The organism is Siccirubricoccus deserti, from assembly GCF_014283215.1.
Lineage (GTDB): Bacteria > Pseudomonadota > Alphaproteobacteria > Acetobacterales > Acetobacteraceae > Siccirubricoccus > Siccirubricoccus deserti.
Genome location: NZ_JACOMF010000003.1, coordinates 162,352 through 180,082, shown reverse-complemented (window position 1 = coordinate 180,082; position 17,731 = coordinate 162,352). Strand labels below are relative to the sequence as shown.

General features: G+C 69.8%; 16 protein-coding genes. 4 read left to right on the top strand and 12 right to left on the bottom strand.

Annotated elements, in window-relative coordinates:
- Positions 1 to 28: 28 nt before the first annotated feature.
- The 7 genes from H7965_RS04075 to H7965_RS04045 form a co-directional block, all read right to left on the bottom strand.
- Entirely contained in the window at positions 29 to 880 is an 852-nt protein-coding gene (locus H7965_RS04075) for a cytochrome c oxidase subunit 3 (protein ID WP_186769260.1), read from the bottom strand.
- A gap of 101 nt (positions 881 to 981) precedes the next feature.
- Positions 982 to 1,599: a cytochrome c oxidase assembly protein gene (locus H7965_RS04070; RefSeq protein ID WP_186769259.1), complete on the bottom strand. Its 618-nt coding sequence runs from the start codon at positions 1,597 to 1,599 to the stop codon at positions 982 to 984.
- A 34-nt stretch (positions 1,600 to 1,633) separates the two neighbouring features.
- Positions 1,634 to 1,777, bottom strand: a complete 144-nt coding sequence (locus H7965_RS04065) for a hypothetical protein (RefSeq protein WP_186769406.1) — start codon at positions 1,775 to 1,777, stop codon at positions 1,634 to 1,636.
- A gap of 5 nt (positions 1,778 to 1,782) precedes the next feature.
- A complete protein-coding gene (locus H7965_RS04060) occupies positions 1,783 to 2,703 on the bottom strand; it encodes a heme o synthase (protein WP_186769258.1) in 921 nt (306 codons plus the stop codon).
- 80 nt (positions 2,704 to 2,783) lie between these two features.
- Positions 2,784 to 4,391, bottom strand: coding sequence for a cytochrome c oxidase subunit I (gene ctaD, locus H7965_RS04055; RefSeq protein ID WP_186769257.1), 1,608 nt, complete (start codon positions 4,389 to 4,391; stop codon positions 2,784 to 2,786).
- A 4-nt stretch (positions 4,392 to 4,395) separates the two neighbouring features.
- Positions 4,396 to 5,289, bottom strand: a complete 894-nt coding sequence (coxB, locus tag H7965_RS04050; RefSeq protein ID WP_229682444.1) for a cytochrome c oxidase subunit II — start codon at positions 5,287 to 5,289, stop codon at positions 4,396 to 4,398.
- Positions 5,290 to 5,558: 269 nt separating this feature from the next.
- Entirely contained in the window at positions 5,559 to 5,885 is a 327-nt protein-coding gene (locus tag H7965_RS04045) for an ArsR/SmtB family transcription factor (RefSeq protein WP_186769255.1), read from the bottom strand.
- Between the two features lie 173 nt (positions 5,886 to 6,058).
- Here H7965_RS04045 and H7965_RS04040 point away from each other — a divergent pair, with 173 nt between their 5' ends.
- The 3 genes from H7965_RS04040 (at position 6,059) to nhaA (ending at position 9,656) form a co-directional block, all read left to right on the top strand.
- Positions 6,059 to 7,393 carry an Nramp family divalent metal transporter gene (locus H7965_RS04040; RefSeq protein WP_186769254.1) on the top strand — a complete coding sequence of 445 codons (1,335 nt, stop codon included), beginning with the start codon at positions 6,059 to 6,061 and terminating at the stop codon, positions 7,391 to 7,393.
- A 19-nt stretch (positions 7,394 to 7,412) separates the two neighbouring features.
- Positions 7,413 to 8,072, top strand: a complete 660-nt coding sequence (locus H7965_RS04035; protein WP_186769253.1) for a transglycosylase SLT domain-containing protein — start codon at positions 7,413 to 7,415, stop codon at positions 8,070 to 8,072.
- A 396-nt stretch (positions 8,073 to 8,468) separates the two neighbouring features.
- Complete coding sequence (gene nhaA / locus H7965_RS04030) at positions 8,469 to 9,656, top strand: Na+/H+ antiporter NhaA (RefSeq protein WP_186769252.1); 1,188 nt, start codon at positions 8,469 to 8,471, stop codon at positions 9,654 to 9,656.
- 586 nt (positions 9,657 to 10,242) lie between these two features.
- Here nhaA and H7965_RS04025 read toward each other — a convergent pair.
- From H7965_RS04025 to H7965_RS04005, 5 genes are all read right to left on the bottom strand, one after another.
- A complete protein-coding gene (locus H7965_RS04025; RefSeq protein WP_390624550.1) occupies positions 10,243 to 10,857 on the bottom strand; it encodes a class I SAM-dependent methyltransferase in 615 nt (204 codons plus the stop codon).
- 134 nt (positions 10,858 to 10,991) lie between these two features.
- A complete protein-coding gene (locus H7965_RS04020; protein WP_186769251.1) occupies positions 10,992 to 11,873 on the bottom strand; it encodes a DMT family transporter in 882 nt (293 codons plus the stop codon).
- Positions 11,874 to 11,992: 119 nt separating this feature from the next.
- Positions 11,993 to 12,490 (bottom strand): GcrA family cell cycle regulator, encoded by a 498-nt coding sequence (locus H7965_RS04015; RefSeq protein ID WP_186769250.1) that lies wholly within the window; start codon positions 12,488 to 12,490, stop codon positions 11,993 to 11,995.
- Positions 12,491 to 12,866: 376 nt separating this feature from the next.
- Positions 12,867 to 14,474: an ABC transporter substrate-binding protein gene (locus tag H7965_RS04010; protein ID WP_186769249.1), complete on the bottom strand. Its 1,608-nt coding sequence runs from the start codon at positions 14,472 to 14,474 to the stop codon at positions 12,867 to 12,869.
- A 122-nt stretch (positions 14,475 to 14,596) separates the two neighbouring features.
- Positions 14,597 to 14,782, bottom strand: a complete 186-nt coding sequence (locus H7965_RS04005) for a hypothetical protein (protein ID WP_186769248.1) — start codon at positions 14,780 to 14,782, stop codon at positions 14,597 to 14,599.
- A 318-nt stretch (positions 14,783 to 15,100) separates the two neighbouring features.
- On the opposite strand from H7965_RS04005, the gene H7965_RS31660 reads away from it, so the two are divergent.
- Positions 15,101 to 17,731, top strand: a complete 2,631-nt coding sequence (locus H7965_RS31660; RefSeq protein WP_186769247.1) for an EAL domain-containing protein — start codon at positions 15,101 to 15,103, stop codon at positions 17,729 to 17,731.

The window sequence follows — 17,731 nt, the reverse complement described above, 5'->3', positions numbered from 1 at the left end:
CCCGATCAACGGCCCATGAACCCCCTGATCAATGCTCCATGATCTCGCCGGCACCCCACCAGTAGATGCAGATGAACAGGAACAGCCAGACCACGTCGACGAAGTGCCAGTACCAGGCCGCCGCTTCGAAGCCGAAATGCCGCTGCGGCGTGAAGTCGCCGCGCATCGAGCGGATCAGGCAGACCAGCAGGAACAGGGTGCCGACCATCACGTGGAAACCGTGGAAGCCGGTGGCGAGAAAGAAGACGGAGGGATAGACGCCGCCGGTGAAGGCGAAGGGCGCCTCGGCGTATTCGACCACCTGGAAGAAGGTGAAGGTGACGCCGAGCAGCACGGTCAGCGCCAAGCCCTGGACCAGCGCCTTGCGGTCGCCGTGCAGCAGGCCGTGATGCGCCCAGGTGACGGTGCAGCCGGACAGCAGCAGGATCATGGTGTTGAGGAAAGGCAGGCCGAAGGGGTCGAAGGTCAGGGTCCCCTGCGGCGGCCAGACCGCGACCTCGGCGCCCGAGACATGGCCCGGGTAAAGCGCGAAGTGGAAATAGGCCCAGAAGAAGGCGACGAAGAACATCACCTCGGAGGCGATGAACAGCGTCATGCCGTAGCGCAGGCCGATCCGCACCACCGGGGTGTGCAGGCCGGGGGTCCGTGACTCGCGCAGGACGTCGCGCCACCAGAAGAACATCGTCGCCAGGGTGGCGACGAAGCCGAGCCCCAGCATCCAATGGATGTTGTAATGCGCGTACAGGATGATGCCGAGCAGCAGCGCGGCCCCGGCGAAGGCGCCCACCAGCGGCCAGGGCGAGGGATCGACCAGATGGTAGGGGTGCTTGTGCAGCGGTGCGGGTTCCGCGTTCGCCGTCAGATCGGTGGTGCTGGCCATCTCACGTCCTGAATGATGCGGCCGCGACCCCGGGCGGGGCAGGCCGGTCGGGGCGCATCAATCCCGAAAACCCCGCCGTGATCAAGCCCACGCGGCGATTTTCAAGGCGTTCCACGCCGCGCGCCGCCGACATGCGGCCCGGCGCTGGCCAGTGCGCCGGAACGCTCGGCGTCGTCCAGGCTGCGGAAGAAGGTGTAGCTGATGGTGATGGTGCGGATGTCGCGGGTGTTGGGGTCCTCGGCGATCTTCGGATCGACCCAGAAGGCCAGCGGCATGTCCACCTCCTGGCCCGGCGCCAGGGTCTGCTGCTCGAAGCAGAAGCAGGCGGTCTTGTGGAAGTACTTCCCGACCACCTCCGGGGTGACGTTGTAGGTGGCGACACCGGTCACCGGCACCGCGGCGGTATTGGTGGCGCGGTAGAAGCCCACCCCCTCCTCCCCCACCCGGAGGGAGGTGGCGGCCTGCGCCGGGGCGAAGCGCCAGGGCAGGTTGGGCTGGGTATTGGCGTTGAAGCGGATGGTCATCACCCGGTCGCCAGCGCCGGGCGCCGCCGGGCCGCCGACCTGCACCGTGCCGTTGTAGCCGGTGACCTGACAGAACATGCGGTAGAGCGGGACCGAGGCAAAGGCGAGACCGACCATGCCGGCGACGAAGCCGGCAGTGCCAAGCCCCAGCATGCGGTTGCGACGGCGGATGGCGGCGCTGCGGGACGGTTCCATCATTCGGTCCAGGTGAGGATGGGCGCGGGGAAGTTCAGCCCCGCAGCACGCGGGCGGTGCTGATGAAGAAGAACAGCACCACCAGCGCGATCAGCACGCCGAGCACCGCCCAGTTCTTCTGCCGCCGGCGGCGCTCGAAGGCGGCCCGCTGCTCCGGCGTCATGGTGGTGATTTCCATAGCGGTCATCCAAGCAACAGCTTGTCGACGACCAGCGCGAGGAACAGCAGCGCCAGGTAGCCGAGCGAATAGCGGAAGGCCTTCCGCGCCGGCGCGTCGTTGGTCAGGCTGCGGCCGCTCTCGTCCTGCCGGTCGCGCCAGACCCGCACCGCATGGTAGAGGAAGCCTGCGCCAAGCACCGCCGCCGCCCCGGCATAAGGCAGGCCGGAGAAGCCGAAGGCCCAGGGCAGCAGGGTCAGCGGCACCAGCAGGATGGTGTAGAGCAGCACCTGCCGGCGGGTTTCCCGCGCGCCATGGGTCACCGGCAGCATCGGCACGCCGGCCTTGGCGTAGTCGGCATGGGCGTAGAGGCTCAGCGCCCAGAAATGCGGGGGCGTCCAGAAGAAGATGATGGCGAAGAGCAGCAGCGGCTCCAGGGTCACGTTGCCGGTGACGGCGGCCCAGCCGATCACCGGCGGGAAGGCGCCGGCGGCACCGCCGATGACGATGTTCTGCGACGTCCGGCGTTTCAGCCAAACGGTGTAGACGACGACGTAGAAGGCGATGGACAGCGCCAGCACCCCGGCCGCCACCCAATTGGTCGCCAGCCCCATGATCGCGACGGAGGCGACGGCGAGGCCAACACCGTAGGAGAGCGCGCCGCCCGGGGTGATGCGCCCGGCCGGGATCGGCCGGCGCTGCGTGCGGCGCATCACCGCGTCGATGTCGCGGTCGTACCACATGTTGATCGCACCCGCGGCGCCGGCGCCGAGGGCGATGCAGAGCACCGCCGCCACCGCCAGGGTGAGGTGCAGATGCCCGGGCGCCACCAGCAGCCCGCAAAGGCCGGTCAGCACGACCAGCGAAATGACCCGGGGCTTGAGCAGGGCGACCCAGTCGGCGACTTCGGAGATGTCGGGCTGCGTGGCTGCGGTGACGTCGCTCATGACAGCGGATTTAGGCCCTCAACAGCGGAAACGCCATGCCTTTCGGCATGGCGTTCCTTTGGTTTCGGAAGCGGCGCGGATCAGCGGATCCGCGGCAGCTCCTCGAAGGTGTGGAAGGGCGGCGGCGAGCTGACCTGCCATTCCAGGGTGGTCGCACCCTCGCCCCAGTAGTTGTCGGCGACATGCTCCTTCGAGGTGAAGGTCCGCCAGACGACGTAGAAGAACACCAGCATGGACGCCGCGGCGATGTAGGAGCCGAGCGAGGAGATCAGGTTCCAGCCGGCGAAGGCATCCGGATAGTCCGGGTAGCGGCGCGGCATGCCCTGGGCGCCCAGGAAGTGCTGCGGGAAGAAGATCAGGTTGGCGCCGACGAACAGCATCCAGAAATGGACCTTCCCCCAGAACTCCGGGTACTGCCGGCCGCTCATCTTGCCGATCCAGTAGTAGAAGCCGGCGAAGATCGAGAAAACGGCGCCCAGGCTGAGCACGTAGTGGAAGTGCGCCACCACGTAGTAGGTGTTGTGCAGGATGACGTCGACGCCGGCATTGGCCAGCTTCACACCGGTGACGCCGCCGACGGTGAATAGAAAGATGAAGCCGATCGCCCAAAGCATCGGCGTCTTCAGGCTGATCGAGCCGCCCCACATGGTGGCGATCCAGGAAAAGATCTTGATGCCGGTCGGCACCGCAATGACCATCGTCGCCGCCATGAAGTAGGCGCGGGTGTCCACGTCGATGCCCGAGGTGAACATGTGGTGGGCCCAGACGATGAAGCCGACCACGCCGATGGCGACCATCGCATAGGCCATGCCGAGGTAGCCGAACACCGGCTTGCGGCTGAAGGTCGAGATGATGTGGCTGATGATGCCGAAGCCCGGCAGGATCATGATGTAGACTTCGGGGTGGCCGAAGAACCAGAACAGGTGCTGGAACAGCACCGGGTCGCCGCCGCCCTCGGGCCGGAAGAACGCCGTGCCGAAGTTGCGGTCGGTGATCAGCATGGTGATGGCACCGGCCAGCACCGGCACCGCCAGCAGCAGCAGGAAGGCGGTGACCAGCATCGACCACACGAACAGCGGCATCTTGTGCAGGGTCATGCCCGGTGCGCGCATGTTGAAGATGGTGGCGATGAAGTTCGAGGCGCTGAGGATCGAGCTGGCGCCGGCCAGGTGCAGGCCGAACAGCGCCAGGTCCATCGCCGGCCCCGGGTGGTACTGGGCATCCGACAGCGGGGTATAGATGGTCCAGCCCGCGCCCGGCCCCTCGCCGACGAAGAGCGCGGCGCCCATCATCATGAAGGCCGGCACCAGCAGCCAGAAGCTGATGTTGTTCAGCCGCGGGAAGGCCATGTCCGGCGCGCCGATCATGATCGGCACGAACCAGTTGCCGAAGCCGCCGATCAGCGCCGGCATGACCACGAAGAACACCATGATCAGCCCATGCGCGCTGACCACGGAATTCCACACCTGGCCATCGGCGAAGATCTGCATGCCGGGGCTTTGCAGCTCCATGCGCATCAGCACCGACAGGGCGACGCCGATCACCGCCGCGAAGACCGAGAAGATCAGGTAGAGGGTGCCGATGTCCTTGTGGTTCGTGCTGAAGAACCAGCGGTCCACGAAGCCCGGCACGTGGTCGTGATGGTCGCCGTGGCCATGCGCGGCGCCGTGGTGGGTTGCGGTGTCCATGGGATCAGTCCCGCCTCGTCTCGCTTGTTGCCACTGCCGTCGGGTCCGCCGGGGCCAGCGCCGCCAGCTGCCGGGCGGCATCCGGCGCCGCGGGCTGGGCTGCGGCGTATTTGGTCTTCGCCTGCTCCAGCCAAGCCTGGAACTCGGCCTGCGGGACAGCCCGCACCTCGATCGGCATGAACCAGTGGTTGGTGCCGCAGATCTGGTTGCACTGGCCGTAGAAGGTGCCCGGCCGGTCGGCGCGGAACCAGGTCTCCAGCGTGCGGCCAGGGATGGTGTACTTCTGCACGCCGAGCGCCGGCACGAAGAAGCTGTGGATCACGTCCTGCCCGGTCGTCAGCACCCGGACATTGGCCCCCACCGGGATCACCAGCGGCTCGTCGACCGCGAGGTTCCGCGGCTGGCCGTCGCGCAGCTCTTCGGTCGGGATCGGCCGGCTGTCGAAGGCCAGATCGCCGCTGTCGGGGTAGGCGTAGTGCCAGTACCACTGCCGGCCCTGGACGTTGATGGTCAGATCCGCCTCGCGTGCCCGGTCCTCGTAGTAGATCAGCCGGAACGAGGGGATGGCGATGATCACCAGGATCAGCACCGGCACCACCGTCCAGGCGACTTCGAGCATGGTATGGTGGCTGGTGCGCGACGGGGTCGGGTTGGCGGATTCGCGGAACCGCCACACCGCATAGGCCAGCAGCAGCGTCACGAAGATGGTGATGGCGATGATGATCCACAGCACCAGCGTGTTGAAGTCGTGGATCGCCTCCTTCACCGGCCCGGCGGCAGGCTGCAGCCCAATCCCCCAGGGGGTCGGCGCACCGATGCTCGAATGCGTCTCACCGACTATCCCGCCGGAAGTGCCCGGGTCTGGGGCACTCTGGGCCAGGGCCTCACCCACGCTCATCAGGGCGGCGACTGCCAGACCCGATGCCTTACCGAACCACCGACCGATCAACCGATGCATCCTGTATCCCGCCCGCACGCGCGCGGCGCGCGTTGCCCTGATGCCTGCCCAGCCGCCGCGACCCGCCATCCCTGACCGGTCGGCCGACGCGCCGCGTTGCCCCGGCGAGCCCGGGGTTGGCGGTGCGGGCGGACCATAGTCGCGCCGCAGCATGGTCACAAGTGAGGCCCGGCGCGAATGCCGTGAAGCCAGCCCTCCGATACGGCGCTTCAGCCGCCGGTCTCGGTCTCTGCATCCACCTCGGCGACGTGGTCCACCATGTCCGACAGCATGGAGCGGACGTGGTCGTCCTGCACCGCGTAGAACACCTGCCGACCGCGGCGGTCCGCCTGCAGCAGCCGCGCCGCGCGCAGCAGCCGCAGATGGTGCGAGACCAGGGAGGCCGAGATGCCCAGCCGCTCCGCCATCTCGCCGACCGCCGCCGGGGCATCGAGACAGGCGAGGATGATCTTCAGCCGCGTCGGGTCGCTCATCAACCGGAACATCTCGGCCAATTCGACAACCTGGTCATCGCCGATCCTTACGCGCCCACGCATGCCCTCAGCCCTTCTGCTTGCAACCCGGACTCGCGCAACCGTCCAGGCCCGCGACCCACTGCTTGACACGGATGCAGCGCGAGCGCACCTCCTCATCCACTCTAAGCAACTGAAAAACAAGGGGCATCTGAACAATTGAAGACGTGTTCACGCGTCCCCTCCGGCGTGCGGCCATGCTGACGCGGCCGGACCTGACCGAGGCTGCCGCGCCAGAACCGGCGGTCAGCCTGCCGGAAATCCACCGCAGCGTCCGCATTCCCAATGCAGGCGGCTGGCTCCGCCGGCTGCTGGCCTTTGTCGGGCCGGGCTATCTGGTCGCGGTCGGCTACATGGACCCGGGGAACTGGGCGACGGCGCTCGCCGGCGGCTCGGCCTTTGGCTACACCCTCCTCTCGGTCGCGCTGGTCTCCTCGCTGATGGCCATGCTGCTACAGGCGCTCTGCGCCCGGATCGGCATCGTCACGGGTCGTGACCTCGCCCAGCTCTGCCGCGACCGCTTTCCCCGCCCGGTGAACCTCGGGCTCTGGGCGCTGGCGGAGATCGCGATCTGCGCCACCGATCTGGCCGAGCTGATCGGCACCGCCATCGCCCTGCAATTGCTGTTCGGCATCCCCCTGCTGGCCGGAGTGGTGCTGACCGCGCTGGACGCGCTGCTGATCCTCTGGCTGCAGAACCGCGGGGTGCGCTGGCTGGAGGCGCTGGTCGCCGGCCTGATCTTCATGGTGTTCGGCTGCTTCGCGGTCCAGCTCGCCTGGGCGAACCCGGATTGGGCTGCGGTGCTGAACGGCTATATCCCCGCCGCCTCGATCCTGACCGACCAGGACCAGCTCTACATCGCCATCGGCATCCTCGGCGCCACGGTGATGCCGCACAACCTCTACCTGCACACCGCGGTGGTGCAGTCCCGCGCCTATGGGGCCGGGACGGCGGCGAAGCGGGAAGCGATCCGTTTCGCCTCGGTCGACAGCACCGTCGCCCTCTGCCTCGCCCTGCTCATCAACTCCGCCATCCTGATCACCGCCGCGGCGGTGTTCCACGCCGGCGGCCGAACCGAGGTGGCGGAGATCCAGGACGCCCATGCGCTGCTGGCGCCCATGGTCGGCACGGCGGCGGCGGCGACGCTGTTCGCCGTGGCGCTGCTGCTCTGCGGGATCAACGCCACGGTGACGGCCACCATGGCCGGCCAGGTGGTGATGGAGGGCTTCCTCGGCCTCCGTCTGCCGCCGGTGGTGCGGCGGCTGGTGACCCGGTTGGTGGCGATCGTGCCGGCGGTGGTGGTCACCGCGCTCTACGGCACCTCGGGCACGGCGCAGCTGCTGATCCTGTCGCAGGTGGTGCTCTGCCTCCAGCTGCCCTTCGCGGTGGTGCCGCTGATGCTCTTCGCCAGCGACCGCCGGCGGCTCGGCGCGTTTACGGCGCCGCGCTGGCAGCTCGTCGCGGGCTGGGCGACCACGGCGGTGGTGGTGGCGCTGAACCTCAAGCTGCTGTGGGACGTGCTGACCGGCTGAGCCACCCCATCTAGGGCGGATGCGCCGCCTGTTCCTGCTCCCCCTCCTGCTCCTCGCCGCCACCCCCGCCGCGGCGCAGGAGGAAGCCTGGACCGCCTGCCGCCGCGCCATCGCCGCGGCCGAGCCCGGCTCCGGCATCCCGCCCGGCCTGCTGCTGGCGATCGCCCTGGTCGAGACCGGCCGCAGCGACACCCGCACCGGCCGCTACGAGCCCTGGCCCTGGTCCTGGAACGTCGAGGGAGAGCCCGGCCATGCACCGACCCGGCAGGCGGCAGTGGCGCAGGTGCGGGCTCTGCTCGCCGCCGGGCGCCGCTCCGTCGACATCGGCTGCATGCAGGTGAACCTGCTGCACCACCCGGATGCCTTCAGCGGGCCGGAGGAAGGCTTCGACCCGGCGGCCAGCGTCCGCTACGCCATCCGCTTTCTGAAATCCCTCCACGCCCGCAGCGGCTCCTGGGGGCAGGCGATCGCCGACTATCATTCGGCCGACGGGCTGCGCGGCACCGCCTATCACCGCAAGGTGGTGCTGGCCCGGCTCGGCGCCGCCTGGGCCGCAGGCGGGGGAGCGGTGCCGCTGCGCGCGGCGGCCGGGCTCTGCGCCGCCGGGCGGCAGCCGGTGCTGGTCATGCGGCGCGGCGCGCCAAGGCCGCGGCTGGCCTGTCGACCGGCACGGCGCTAGGGCCGCTCCACGCGGACTGGAAACAGCCGGCGCGGAAAAACTGCCCTGGAAGCAAGCGCCTCCAGAACACCTTCATTACGGCCGTACCGGCCAGCCTGGAGGTGTTCCAGTGGATGAAACCGATACCCGGGGCCCACCGAACCGTCGCTGCCGCCACCCCAGGCGAGTTCTTCCCTGGCGGGACGGGTGTGCGAGGCACGGGAACCGTCCCACGTCTCGCTGTCATCCTTGATCTGAAAGTGGAGATTTTGAAACGATAACTTAGCCCTGGGTGTGGTTGCGACCCATTTCATCTGATGCGATAGAGACCTTGGGTGTTCGTGTCTGGATGGGCCGGGCAGGGGTTAGCGTTGGTCGGGCCGCCAGCGGTGGAAACATGTGCCCGGAGGCGCCCGCATGGCCCAGCACCACCACGCCGAGCCGAGCGCCCTGCGCCGTTTTCTTGCAGGCCAGTCCTCCGCAGGATTGGTGTTGATGGGGACGGCCGTCCTGGCGTTGGTGATCGCCAACTCGCCCCTCGGGCCGGGCTATGAAGCCCTCCTACACACCTATGCCGGGCCACTGTCCGTCGAACACTGGATCAACGACGGCCTGATGGCCGTATTCTTCCTGCTCGTTGGCCTCGAAATCAAACGCGAGGCGCTGGATGGCCAGCTTTCCACCTGGTCGCGCCGCGCCTTGCCGGGAATCGCGGCCGCCGGTGGCATGGCGGTGCCCGCATTGGTGTACCTGGCATTCAATTCCGGCCCCACGGCCCATGGCTGGGCTATCCCGGCCGCCACCGACATCGCCTTCGCCCTTGGCGTCATCTCCCTGCTTGGCAAGCGGGTTCCCGCCTCGCTACGAGTCTTCCTGACGGCGCTGGCCATCATCGACGACCTCGGCGCCGTCGTCATCATCGCCCTGTTCTACACGGCCGGGCTCTCACTGCCGGATCTGGCGGGCGCCGCCATAGTGATTGCTGTCCTGGTCGGGATGAACCGGCTCGGTGTGCGCCGCCTGACGCCCTACCTCCTCCTCGGGCTGGTGCTCTGGGTGCTGGTGCTGCGCTCCGGTGTCCATGCCACGCTCGCCGGGGTGATCCTCGCCTTCACGATTCCCTTACAAGGCACCCCCGGCCGACCGGACAACGAACACAGCAGCCCCCTACACCGACTGGAGCATGTCCTGCACCTGCCCGTCGGCTTTCTGATCGTGCCGATCTTCGGGCTGGCCAACGCCGGGGTGCCGTTCCTCGGCATGCCCGCTGAAGCCTTGGCGGCGCCTGTCACGCTCGGCGTCGGGCTGGGGCTGCTGGTCGGCAAAGTGGTCGGCGTGCTGGGCTTCTCCATGCTGGCCATCCGCCTCGGGCTGGCGGACATGCCAGCCTACGCCGGGCGACTTCAGATGGCTGGGACCGCGCTGCTCTGCGGCATCGGCTTCACGATGAGCCTCTTCATCACCCTTCTGGCCTTCCCCGGTGACCCGCTTCTTCAGGCGGAAGCGAAGATCGGCATCCTTGGCGGCTCCCTCCTCTCCGGCCTGCTGGGCTACGCCCTGCTCCGCATGGCGCCGCGGGACTGGCCAGGAACGCCATCACGGTAGGCCGAGGGATCGGGCAGCAGGTCGGTTGCGGGCCAGCCTCAGCCACAGGCTCGCTCCCCACCGATTGTGTCGAACACGTCGGCTGCGAGGATTGGGCAGCTGGACACCTCCGGAAACCTCTGCTCAGGGTGCCGGACGCCAATACGATCCGGGCTTCAACGAGTTCGGCTTCATCCACGCGCGCGCCACCCGGGGACCCGGTCCTGCATTCCTTCGCGATCAACCAGACGAACGACTTTGCCCTCTATTGCGATGCGAGCCCCACCGACTCCTTCTCGGTCAATCTGACCACGCTCCTCCCGGGGATCCTGGCTGGTCGCACATATCCTTCTTCAGTGGCGGCACCTGTCCGTGGTGGATGTGCCGGAGCCCGCATCCCTTGCCCTGCCAAGCGCCGGCTCGCTCGGGCCTGGTTTTGCACAACCTCGCCGTGCGGTGAGTGCCTGGCCTGACGCGATGGCGCTCCAGGAGTATGGCGGTCCTGCAAGGGACCACCTTTCAGAGCGCGGCCGCAGCCGGATCTGATGTCCGGTGCCGTTATGCCACGCACCCCTCTGTCAAATGCGTGAAGCCGCTCCGGGCCGGTTCAGGCCGGCGCCAACTCCAGGTTCGGCACCCGCACCAGGGTGAACAGGCCGAAGGGCCTGCAGGGATCGATCTCGGCCGCCTGGCGCGGGTCGTCCAGCAGATCGCCGAGGGCGAAATCGGGGTGCCAGCCGAGCACCCGGGACAGTGGCGCCAGGGTGCGCTCGGCCCACCAGCGCAGCCCGCCCTCGGCGGCGAAGTGGTTGACGAACAGCAGCTCGCCGCCCGGCCGCACCACCCGGCGCATCTCGCGGAACAGCCGGCGGGCGTCAGGCACCACCGTGGCGGTGAACATTGCCACCGCGATGTCGAAGCTGTCATCGGCGAAGGCCATGGATTCGGCATCCATCTCGACCAGCCCGGCGACGTTGCGCAGCCGGTCCTCACGCACCCGCTGCTGCGCCCGTTGCAGCATGTCGCGCGACAAATCGATACCGACCACCCGCTTCTGCGGCGCATAGAGCGGCAGGGCGAGGCCGGTGCCGACGCCGACCTCCAGCACCCGCTGGCCGGGCAGGCGGTTCACCGCCTCCACCGCGCGGCGGCGGCCGGCGCCGGAGATCGCACCGAACACGCCATCGTACACGCCGGCCCAACGGCGATACGCTTCCCGCACCGCCTCGGCATCCAGCGCGGCGCGCGGGTGGCCGGTGCGCTCGGCCAGCTGGAGCCTTGCCTGGGAAATGATCCCCCTCCTGAATTCTTAATGCGGCTCGCTAGACCAACGGGGGCTGCGACGCAAGCAGAGCGTCACAGCCCAACGGCGCCGGCAGGCCGCCGTTCCGGCAGCGCCACCAGCACCCCGCCGATGGCGATGACCGCCGCCCCCGCCAGGGTCCAGCCATCCGGCCAATCGGCGAAGACCAGCACCCCGGCCAGGGTTGCCCAGACCAGCTGGGTGTAGGACAGCGGCGCCAGCAGGCTGACCGGGGCGCGGGCATAGGCCAGCACCAGCAGCCCGTGCCCGGCCGCCCCCAGCACCCCGAGCGCCACCAGCAGCGCCCAATCCGACAGTGCCGGCCAGCTCCAGAAGAAGGGCTGCGCCAGGCTGGTGGCCAGGGAGGCGGCGAAGCCGGTGTAGAGGATGGTGGTGCGCGGGTCGTCGATCGTCGCCAGCCGGCGGGTCAGGATCTGGTAGACCGCGAACAGTGCGGCGGTGCCGAGCGGCAGCAGGGTCGCCCAATGGATCGGCTCGCCGCCGGTCAGGAAGGGCGGGCGCAGCGCCAGCAGCACTCCGGCCAGCCCGATGCACACGCCGATCCAGCGGCGCGCCGACACCTGTTCCCGCAGCCAGAGCGCGGCCAGCGCCACCGTCAGCAGCGGCGAGGCGAAGCCGATGGCCGTCGCATCGGTCAAGGGAATGTGCACGAGCGCCGAGGAAAACAGGAAATTCCCGCCGGCCAGCAGCAGGCTGCGGATCATCTGCGTCCAGGGTGCCCGGGTCCGCCAGGGCAGCCGGCCCATCGTCAGCCGGAACAGCAACGCGACCGCCAGCAGGCTGAACAGGAAGCGCGCCCACATCAGCTGCGGCACGGCGAATTGCGCCGTCAGCAGCTTCAGCAGCGTATCCATGCAGACGAAAAGCAGCAGGGCCGCCAGGATCAGGGCGGCCCCGGCAAGCCGGCCATTCATCGGCCGAGCAGGTGATCAGGCATGGCACAACTTCATCGGCCGCGGCTCGCGCCGCAACCCCTCGCGGGTGGCGGCGGGGCATGCGGCAACCGGCGGGTGACCACCCCATCCGGCTCGGCTCAGGCCGCGTCCTCGCGGCGGTCGCGCACCTTCACATAGGCAAGCGCCGCATGCTCGGCGCAATAGGGCTTCCCGGGCGTCGCATCGCCGCTGCAGAAGCGGAAGCCACTCGTCCCGGGCTCGCCGATGGGCCAGCAGCAGGTGCGGGAGGCGGCGCGCGGGAAGGGCCGCACCATCGCCAGGGGGGCAGGCGGCGCGACCGGGGCGGGGCGGGGCGGGGCGGCCGGCGGCCGCTCCTCCAGCCGGCGCTGCGGCGGGGCCGGGGCGTGGGTCGGTGCTGGCAGCGTCGGCGGCGCCTGGCGCGGCTGGGCCGGCATCCGCAGGCTGGGCTCCGCCTCGCGCCGGATCGGGCTCGGCCGGGCCGGCAGGTTCAAGCGATGCGCCTTGCCAACCACCGCATTCTTCGAAATGCCCATCCGGCGGCCGATTTCGGCGGTCGAATGGCCTTCGTCCCAGAATGCGCGCAGCTGGTCGATCGCCTCAGACGTCCAGTCCATGTGGTGCTCCCCTGCCTGGCAATACCAGATCTAGCCGCCTACTAGATACGGTAGGACAACGCGGGCACCTGCCACAAGTTCTGGCCGGAACCAGAGCGCGAATTTCTGTGGACAACCTATGGATGCAGACAGGCGGAAGCGCTGCCCCCGTGTCCTCGCTGGGGGGACAAGCCTTCCCCACGCCCCGGCCCACGCCCCGGCGTGAGTTCGGGTACAGGGCGGCCCGAAGCGTTGACCAGCCTAGCGGTAACTTCTCAAGTTATTGATTTATTGAGATTCAAGCTCGACCTACAAGACCCCGCGAACCCAGACCGGGGTCTGGGGTGGCGCCCGCCACCCCAGCAGGGCCCGAGGCTAGCCCCCGGCACCAACGCCCCTACTGCAAATCCACCGTCACCAGATCCTGGAACCAGGATTGCGCCGAGACGAACCCCCGCACCCGGCGCGACATGGCGCGCGGGTTGAGGTCGTGGACGATGTAGAGCCAGGGCGGGTTGTCCACCAGCCGCGCATGCGCCCTGGCGTAGGCGGCGTCATAGGCCGCCTCGTCGCGGGCATTCTCCAGCGCGGCAAAGGCTTCCTCGAATTCCGGGTCGTTGTACTGGCCCCAGTTGAAGCCGTTCGGTGGCACGAAGGCCTGCAGGAAGTAGCGCGCCGCCACCGCCGGGTCGGAGGAGGGCGAGGAGGGGTTGGTCGCCGTCGAGCCGTTGAGGATCGGCGCATCCGGCCCCTGCCGGATCGCCGTCAGCAACGTGTTCCATTCCGTCACCTCGAAGGCGACGTTGACCCCGCAGGCCTCCTTCAGGTTCTGCTGCATGTACTCGTTCATCGGCAACGGCAGCATCTGGCCGGAGCCGCTGGCCGAGATCATCACCTTGAAGGACAGCGGCCGCTGCGCGGTGTAGCCGGCCTCGGCCAGCAGCGCCTTGCCGCGCGCCGGGTCGAAGCCGTAGCGGTGCTGCGGCGCGCCGAAATGCGGGTCGGAGGGCTTCAGCCAGCCGACGCTCGGCTCGGCCGTGTCGTTCAGCAGCTGCACCAGGCCGGCGCGGTCGACGCAGTAGTTCAGCGCCTGCCGCACCCTTACGTCGCGGAACGGCGAGGTGGTGCCGCCCATCTGGTACAGCCAGGGCCAGACATGCGGGTATGAGTTGGTCACCACGTTGAAATTCGCCTGCCGCAGGCTCGGGATGGCATCCGGCGGCGGTACCTCGATCCAGTCCACCTGGCCGGAACGCAGCGCGGCGAGGCGCGAATTCGCCTCCGGGATCGGCAGCAACAGCACCCGGTCGAGCTTCGGCACCCGCGCCTGGTCCCAGTAGCCGGCGTGCTTCAACAGTTCGGCCGAGACCCGCGGGGTGAAGCGCCCGAGGCGGAAGGGCCCGGTGCCGGCCGCCGGCAGCTCCGCCACCTTGGCCCAGTCGCGGCCGGCCCGCTCGAAGCTCTGCGGGCTGGTGAACAGGATGTAGACCGCCATGTAGGGGAAGTAGCTGGCGACCCGCGTCGTGGTCATCGCCACGGTGAAATCGTCGAGCTTGCGGTAGCTCGCCATGATCGGGGTGCGGGCGCGGGTGATACCGCTGCCGGCCGGCTCGAACTGCGGGCTGTCGGGTTTGAAATAGCGGTCGAGGTTCCAGATCACGCTGTCGGCGGTGAAGGGCGTGCCGTCGTGAAATTGCACGCCCCGGCGCAGGTGGAAGATCCAGGTCCTGGGATCGTCCGGCGCCTGCTCCCAGCGCTCGGCCAGGCCGGGCCGCAGCGTTGCCGGCCGGTCGGCGCGGGAGAGGTCCCAGAGCACCAGCCCCTCGAAGATCGGGTAGCCGAGGAAGCGCATCCCCTCGAAGCCGTTGTTCGGCATGCCGGTGGTTGTCGGCACGTCGGCCGCGGTCATCGCGATGCGCAACGTCTTCTGCTGCGCCATGGCGGGCAAGGCGCCCGCGACCAGCGCCGCCAGGGCAAGCCCCGCGGCGCGCTGGAGAACCCTCATATTGATCCATCCCCCGTTCCGTTGTCACGGCAGGCAATGCAAGGATCGTGCAAGCCGGGATGCCGGGGTCCTGCGGGTGTTCCGGCGGCCGGTGATGAAGGCTGCGGCAGCGACTGCCCGGGTTACAGGCGCGGCGGCAATTCGCGGTTCAGCGTGATGGTACCGCCGGTGGACAAGGTGCCGAGCGGCGACCGCCAATCCCCCACGGTGGTGTCCGGCACGCCGGAATACTGCCCGCCGGCGCGCAGCCCCCCGGGGCCACAGGCCGCCAGCAGCAGCAGGGCAAGCAGGATGATCGCAGGCGGCATGGGCAGGGCTCCTTTGACCCTGCCACATGGCGCCTGCGATGGATTGCGTCCAGGCTGGAATGCAATCCCTCGGCAAGCGGCTGCGCGGATGCCGGATATGCGGCGGCTCCGGGCGTGGGCACGCCGAACACCGTCATGGCCGGACCTGATCCACGGCCGCCCGGCACGGTGCCTGCTTACGGCAGGGCAGGTTGTCGGCGGCTTCAGCCGGGCCAGAGCTTGCGGCGACGGTTGATTAACCCGGAACAGCCTAGGGTACGGCGCCACCTGCAAGGAAGCCGCACCGGTGCCCCGCTGCCGCCGCCCAGACGTCCGTTCGTGACGCGGCTACCCGCGACCGCCGCGCCGGCCTGGTTCGTGCGCCGGGCCGGACGGCTCGGCCTGCGCGCCCGGCTCATCCTGGCCTTCCTCTCCATCGCCCTGCTGGTCGGGCTGTCCGGCGCCGCGAGCGGCATCCTCGCGCTGCGCGGCCGGGCCAGCATCGGCCTGCTGGCCGATGTGGCGACGCCGCTGCGGATCGAGAGCGGGGAGCTGCGGCTGACCGCGGCGCAGATGCAGGCGACCTTGCTGGCGGCACTGGCCAGCCGCGACACCGACGACGCCGCGCTGGATGCCCAGCTCGCGGCCTTCGCCGCGCTGGGCCGCGACGCCGAAGCGGCGCTTGAGCGGATGCGCGGCCTCGCTGCCCGCGCCGGCGTCGCCCTGCCGCTTGAGGATGCGGCGGCGGCGGGGCAGGAGATCCGGCTGATGGCCGGGATGGTCGCGGCGCACCGCCAGCGCCGGGCGGCGACGCACGAGGCCCGCGCCCGCCACCGGCGCTTCGAGGCGGCGAACCATGCGTTCAGCTTCGCCACCCTGCAGATCAATACCGCCATCGAGCACGGCATGGCCGAGGCGGCGCGGCAGCTACGGCGCGGCACCGCCGAGGGCCGCCTGCCGGCCAGCCAGCAGATCGCGCTGACCGACACCATGGCTGGCGTGCTCCAGCCGGCGCTGCGTGCGGTCGCCATCCTGATCCAGGCCCGGCTCGGGCTGAATGCCCAGGCCGATGCCTTCCTCGGCGTCACCGACACCGCGGCGCTGGCGGCACGGGAAGAGGCGGCGCGGCAGGCGCTGGGCGCCACCACCTCGGCGCTGCACGCGCTGACCCACCGGCTGGCCGCGGCCGGCCGCCACATGCCGCGCGATCCGGCGGCCGAGGCCCGGCTGGCCGCGGCGGTGGCGGAGTTCGATGCCACGCTGTTCGGCGGCGATGGCGTCTTCGCCTACCGCCGCGCCGCGCTGGCCGCGGCGGCGGCGGTGACCCAGGGCGAACGGGCGCTGCGCCAGGCGGATGACGACCTTGCCCGGGCGCTGGCGAGCACCGCCGCCCTGGCCGAACAGCTGGAGGCCGAGGCGCGGAGCGGGGCCGATGCGGCGGCCCGGCAGCTGCTGCTGGCCCTGGCGGCGACGGCGCTCGGCGGCATCGGCCTTGCGGTGCTGCTCGGCATCGCCTTCACCCGCCGGCTGCTGCAGCCGCTGTCGCGGCTCGACGACGCCATCCGCGGCGTCTCCGAAGGCCGGCTGGACACCAGGCTGGCCAATGCCGCGCGGGGCGATGAGGTGGATGCCATGGCGGCCACGATGCTGGACCGCGTCGCCCATCTGGCGACGCATGACGCGCTGACCGGGCTGCCCAACCGCGCCCTGTTCCGCGACCGGCTGGACCAGGCGCTGGCCCATGCCCGGCGGGCAGGCGGAACGGTCGCCGTCCACTGCATCGATCTCGACCGCTTCAAGGAGGTAAACGACACGCTGGGCCACGCCGCCGGCGACCGGCTGCTGACCCAGGTGGCGACACGGCTGGCCGATTGCCTGCGCGACACCGACACCTTGGCGCGACTCGGCGGCGATGAGTTCGCCGTGGTCCAGTGCGACTCCCGGCAGCCGCAGGACGCCGAGACTCTCGCCCGCCGCATGGTGGCGGTGCTGGCGGAGCCCTTCGACCTCGCCGGCCACCAGGCGGTGGTCGGCACCAGCATCGGCATCGCGCTGCGCGCCGGCGCCGAGGCGCTGGTCGATCCGGCGCTGCTGCTGCAGGAAGCCGATGTCGCGCTGTACCAGGCCAAGGACGCCGGCCGCGGCACCTGGCGCTTCTTCGAAGCCGAGATGAACCGCCGGCTGCAGGCCCGCAAGGCGCTGGAGGCCGATTTGCGCCGGGCCCTGGCGGAAAGCCGGTTCACCCTGCATTACCAACCCCAGGTCGACCTGGACGGAAGGCGGCTGGTCGGCGCGGAGGCGCTGCTGCGCTGGGACCACCCGACCCATGGCCCGCTGCGGCCCGCCCAGTTCATCCCGCTGGCCGAGGAGACCGGGCTGATCGGCCCGATCGGCGCCTGGGCACTGGCCGAGGCCTGCCGCCAGGCCGTCGCCTGGCCGTCGCTGCCGCGGATCGCGGTGAACATCTCCGCCGGCCAGTTCCGCCGCGCCGGCTTCGTCGCCATGGTCGAGAGGACGCTGCGCGAAACCGGCCTGCCGCCGCAGCGGCTGGAGCTGGAGGTGCCGGAAGCCCTGCTGCTGGTCGACACCGAGGCGGTGATCGCCGGCCTCGCCCGGCTGCGCAGCCTCGGCGTCTCCATCGCCATGGATGATTTCGGCACCGGCAGCTCCAGCCTCGGCACGCTGCGCCGCTTCGCCTTCGACCGCATCAAGATCGACCGGTCCTTCGTCCAGGGCCTCCGCCCGGAGGGAGAGGCCATGGCGATCATCCGCGCCGTCCTCGGCATGAGCCGCGCCCTCGGCATCCGCACCCATGCCGGCGGCGTCGAGGATGAGCGCCAGGCGGCGCTGCTGAAGGGCGAGGGCTGCGAGGAGGTGCAGGGATACCTGTTCGGCCGCCCGATGACGGCCGAGGCCTTCACCACCATGCTCGCCGCCCGGCCGCCGGAACTGGCGCTGGCCGGGGCGTGA

What these genes read in the sequence shown, in the direction of transcription:
- H7965_RS04075 (WP_186769260.1), bottom strand. Translation starts at nt 880, where the DNA reads ATGGCCAGCACCACCGATCTGACGGCGAACGCGGAACCCGCACCGCTG.
- H7965_RS04070 (WP_186769259.1), bottom strand. Translation starts at nt 1,599, where the DNA reads ATGGAACCGTCCCGCAGCGCCGCCATCCGCCGTCGCAACCGCATGCTG.
- H7965_RS04065 (WP_186769406.1), bottom strand. Translation starts at nt 1,777, where the DNA reads ATGGAAATCACCACCATGACGCCGGAGCAGCGGGCCGCCTTCGAGCGC.
- H7965_RS04060 (WP_186769258.1), bottom strand. Translation starts at nt 2,703, where the DNA reads ATGAGCGACGTCACCGCAGCCACGCAGCCCGACATCTCCGAAGTCGCC.
- ctaD (WP_186769257.1), bottom strand. Translation starts at nt 4,391, where the DNA reads ATGGACACCGCAACCCACCACGGCGCCGCGCATGGCCACGGCGACCAT.
- coxB (WP_229682444.1), bottom strand. Translation starts at nt 5,289, where the DNA reads ATGAGCGTGGGTGAGGCCCTGGCCCAGAGTGCCCCAGACCCGGGCACT.
- H7965_RS04045 (WP_186769255.1), bottom strand. Translation starts at nt 5,885, where the DNA reads ATGCGTGGGCGCGTAAGGATCGGCGATGACCAGGTTGTCGAATTGGCC.
- H7965_RS04040 (WP_186769254.1), top strand. Translation starts at nt 6,059, where the DNA reads ATGCTGACGCGGCCGGACCTGACCGAGGCTGCCGCGCCAGAACCGGCG.
- H7965_RS04035 (WP_186769253.1), top strand. Translation starts at nt 7,413, where the DNA reads ATGCGCCGCCTGTTCCTGCTCCCCCTCCTGCTCCTCGCCGCCACCCCC.
- nhaA (WP_186769252.1), top strand. Translation starts at nt 8,469, where the DNA reads ATGGCCCAGCACCACCACGCCGAGCCGAGCGCCCTGCGCCGTTTTCTT.
- H7965_RS04020 (WP_186769251.1), bottom strand. Translation starts at nt 11,873, where the DNA reads ATGAATGGCCGGCTTGCCGGGGCCGCCCTGATCCTGGCGGCCCTGCTG.
- H7965_RS04015 (WP_186769250.1), bottom strand. Translation starts at nt 12,490, where the DNA reads ATGGACTGGACGTCTGAGGCGATCGACCAGCTGCGCGCATTCTGGGAC.
- H7965_RS04010 (WP_186769249.1), bottom strand. Translation starts at nt 14,474, where the DNA reads ATGAGGGTTCTCCAGCGCGCCGCGGGGCTTGCCCTGGCGGCGCTGGTC.
- H7965_RS04005 (WP_186769248.1), bottom strand. Translation starts at nt 14,782, where the DNA reads ATGCCGCCTGCGATCATCCTGCTTGCCCTGCTGCTGCTGGCGGCCTGT.